Consider the following 3,395-nt stretch of genomic DNA (forward strand, 5'->3'; position numbering starts at 1 on the left):
CTGGCGTGCCCACCAGCGCGAGATCCAGCGTGGCTTGGCGGGCTTCCTTGATCAGGGCTTCGGGATCGGCATCAGGCGCCGAAAGGGCAGCCAGAAGTCCCGGCAATTCCTTGGCTGCAGCGGCAAACGCTTCCCTGGCCGGCTTCTCCGAAACCAGTGTCGCTTTATCCAGGGCTCCGCGCGGAACAGCATGGGCGCTCAGGAGGTCCCTGTCGGCAACCAAGCGGGCCGAGTCTGCTGTGCGGGCAGCGGCGGCAGTGTTGCGTGCTTGCTCGACGGCGGTCTTCGCACGGTCTGCGACTCCTGCGTCTCCCGCCGGGTTGGCCTTCACGTCAGCTTTGACCTGCTGGAGAAGGGCAGTAGTGGCAGCCGACTCAGTGTGGTGGTCGCCTGCGACGAACTGGCCGTAGCGGAGGTAATCAGCAACCTTCGCGGCATCGGCGGCGGGCTCTGTGGTGGCGAGAGCGGTCTTGGCTCCGGCTGAAACCGCGGGGTTGAACGAGGCGATCAGTGCGTACGCTGCCTGTCGGTCCGACACCTGGGCCTTGACCATCCAGCCGCTCAGGACGAACTCTTCGACTGCTTGCTGGCCTTCATCAAGGCTCTTCTGAGCCTCGCGCTGGACCAGGCCATTGTTGTACTCGGTGAAGTAGTAGGCAACTGTTTTGAGGTCCACCCTCCACGTGCTCTCCCAGCCGGTGGCGAGGAACGCATCGATCAGCGCGGGGTTGTTGGAGGCCAGAATCTCCTTCGCTTTCGAGCGCACATGCTCACTCCCCCGCTCCGCCAGCTCGGCGACCAACTGCTTGCGGTCCGCTGCCAGCGGCGCGTCCTGTCCGCCGTCGACGAATGCCTGGACCGCGGCTGCCCCGCCAATCAGCGCTGCCGCGGCGGCGGCGCGGGTCGCTGGGCCACCTGTCCTCCACAGCTCCATGACTCCGGCAGCATCCGAAGCCCGCTGCACATACGCCAAGGGAGCCTGGGAAGCGCTCGGGACCTCAAAATCCGGGGTGTCGTAAGCCTGCGCGGGGGCAGCAAAGAGCAAGGATGAGCCAGCCGCAATGGCAACAGCGGCAGCGGTCAAACGGCGTCGGGCCCGGCGAAATACAGAAATCAAAAGTCCCCCATAAGGATGCGATGGCAGCGCTGAATTCAAGGGGGGCGACGCTAAAAGCGAGGGATGCCTGACCGGTTTGATGAGCTGTCCGCGGTCATCATATCCGACCCCGGACTATGACTTTGACCACCCTCCCGCAAGGCCGTGCCCGCTCGTAAAACGCACTGTCTGCGATCAAAGACACCAAACGCCCGTGAGTCCGATCACAAGGGGCTCAAAAGTGATCTGCTGGATAGCGATTCCCTCCCAAAGACGAGAAGGTTTTACTATGCAACAAACCAAGCTGGCTGCGGAGAACTCTGTCCTCCAAGCCGCGGGTACGGCGCTCAGCCGAGGCCTGAACGTCCGCCACATCCGCTTCATGGCCCTCGGATCCGCAATCGGTACCGGCCTCTTCTACGGCTCTGCCTCTGCCATCCAAAAAGCCGGCCCGGCTGTCCTGCTGGCCTACATCATCGGCGGCGCAGCCGTGTTCATGGTGATGCGCGCCCTCGGTGAAATGGCCGTCCGACACCCCGTGTCCGGCTCCTTCGGCCAGTACGCGTCCAAGTATCTGGGGCCTTTCGCCGGCTTTGTGACCGGGTGGACCTACGTGTTCGAGATGGCGATTGTGGCTATTGCCGACGTCACGGCCTTCAGCATCTACATGGGCTTCTGGTTCCCGCAAGTGGACAGATGGATCTGGGTGCTCGCGATCATCCTGTTCCTTGGCGCCATGAACCTGCTCAGTGTGAAGGTCTTCGGAGAGCTGGAGTTCTGGTTCTCCCTGATCAAGGTTGTGGCGATCATCGCCATGATTGTGGGCGGTGCGGCGATTGTCGTGTTCGGTTTCCAAACCGGCGACGGCGGTGGAGTGGCACCGGGGCTGGGGAACCTGGTGAACCATGGCGGTTTGTTCCCGAACGGTTTCGAGGGGCTCCTGGCCGCGTTCGCCGTCGTGATGTTTGCTTTTGGTGGGATCGAAACGATCGGTATCACGGCCGGCGAGGCCACCAACCCCAAGAAGGTCATCCCGCAGGCAGTTAACACTGTTCCCGTCCGTGTGCTGCTCTTCTACGTGCTGACCCTCGGCGTGCTGATGAGCATCTTCCCCTGGAACGAGATCGGAAGCAGCGGGAGCCCGTTCGTGCAGATCTTCGACGGTCTGGGCATCCCCGCGGCGCCTCACATCCTCAACGCCGTGGTGATTACGGCTGCTCTCTCGGCGATCAACAGCGACATTTTCGGGGCCGGACGCATCCTGTTCGGCCTGGCACAGCAGGGTCATGCGCCCAAGAGCTTCAGCAAGATCTCCCGGCACGGAGTTCCGTGGATGACCGTGCTGATGATGGGCGGCATCCTGCTGGTGGGCGTCGTGCTGAACGCCGTCATCCCGGAGGACGTGTTCGTGCTCATCGCCTCGATCGCTACCTTTGCCACCGTGTGGGTCTGGGTGATGATCCTGGCGTCGCACGTTGCCATGAAGCGGGAGATCAAGCGCAAGGGCCTGCCGGCGTCGGAATTCGGGTCGCCTTTGTGGCCCATCGCGTCAATCCTGACCATGGCGTTCATGGCAATGGTGATCGTGATCCTCGGCGTCTTCGAGGACACGCGGATAGCGCTCTATGTGGGCGGCACCTGGCTGGTCCTTTTGTTCGTGGCCTACAAACTGTGGGTCCGCGGGGGTGGCCTTCGCCGGGCAGAGCTGGTGGACGAGACGGCCGCCATCCCCGTGGTGAAGGCAAGCTAATTTGTTGAAGGCCTCTTGTTGTTGAAGGCGCTCCAGCCTCAGCTTCTGAGGCGTGTGGACTTGTGCCCCGGCAACGGTGGTGCTTTGGATTGGTAGCTATGCCCGGTGGGAGTGCGGACCTGAAGTGTGTGCACCTCACCGGGCATGCTCGCGGCGTTCCAGCCCGGATTTTCCTTGGTTTGGTTGCAGGTTTCGCAAAGACCGGCTGCGTTTCGGAGGTTTGTGCCGCCTTCCGAATGCCATGGAATGATGTGGTCGATGTGCCGGATGGGCGCGTCGCAGTACGGGGTACGGCATGTGTTGTCCCGGATGTTGATGAAGCGCCGCAACCTTTGCGGGAAGAATCGAGCTCTGGAGTCCATCGTCAAGAGTTCGCCGCTGCCGGGAGCGGTGTAGAGGCGGCGGAGCAACACTGTGAATTCGCTGCGATGATGCTGGTCCTCGGACCCGGATGGTTCCTCAGCAAGAAGCGCCCTTGCCCATTCCGCGGGTACGATTCCGTAGCCTTCGAGTCGGGCGGGTTCGGCATCCCCTTGGAAGAGCGCGCGA

At 62.6% G+C, this 3,395-nt stretch carries 2 protein-coding genes and 1 pseudogene; 1 reads left to right on the forward strand and 2 read right to left on the reverse strand.

All coding sequences use genetic code 11. The features are described 5' to 3' along the window. A pseudogene (locus HP499_RS22360) lies at nucleotides 1–1,117 on the reverse strand (hypothetical protein); the annotation flags it as partial. A gap of 268 nt (nucleotides 1,118–1,385) precedes the next feature. Here HP499_RS22360 and HP499_RS22365 point away from each other — a divergent pair. Beyond that, nucleotides 1,386–2,846, forward strand: a complete 1,461-nt coding sequence (locus HP499_RS22365; protein ID WP_172326287.1) for an amino acid permease — start codon at nucleotides 1,386–1,388, stop codon at nucleotides 2,844–2,846. A gap of 38 nt (nucleotides 2,847–2,884) precedes the next feature. On the opposite strand, the gene HP499_RS22370 is transcribed toward HP499_RS22365, so the two are convergent. Then, nucleotides 2,885–3,395, reverse strand: a 511-nt coding sequence (locus HP499_RS22370) for an HNH endonuclease (RefSeq protein ID WP_172326288.1), incomplete at its 5' end; no start/stop codon positions are given.

This window comes from Paenarthrobacter sp. CM16, from assembly GCF_013179505.1.
In the GTDB taxonomy this organism is placed as follows: Bacteria; Actinomycetota; Actinomycetes; order Actinomycetales; family Micrococcaceae; genus Arthrobacter.

Bases quoted from the DNA above. Each gene is read 5' to 3' on its own strand.
- HP499_RS22365 (WP_172326287.1), top strand. From the start codon at position 1,386: ATGCAACAAACCAAGCTGGCTGCGGAGAACTCTGTCCTCCAAGCCGCG.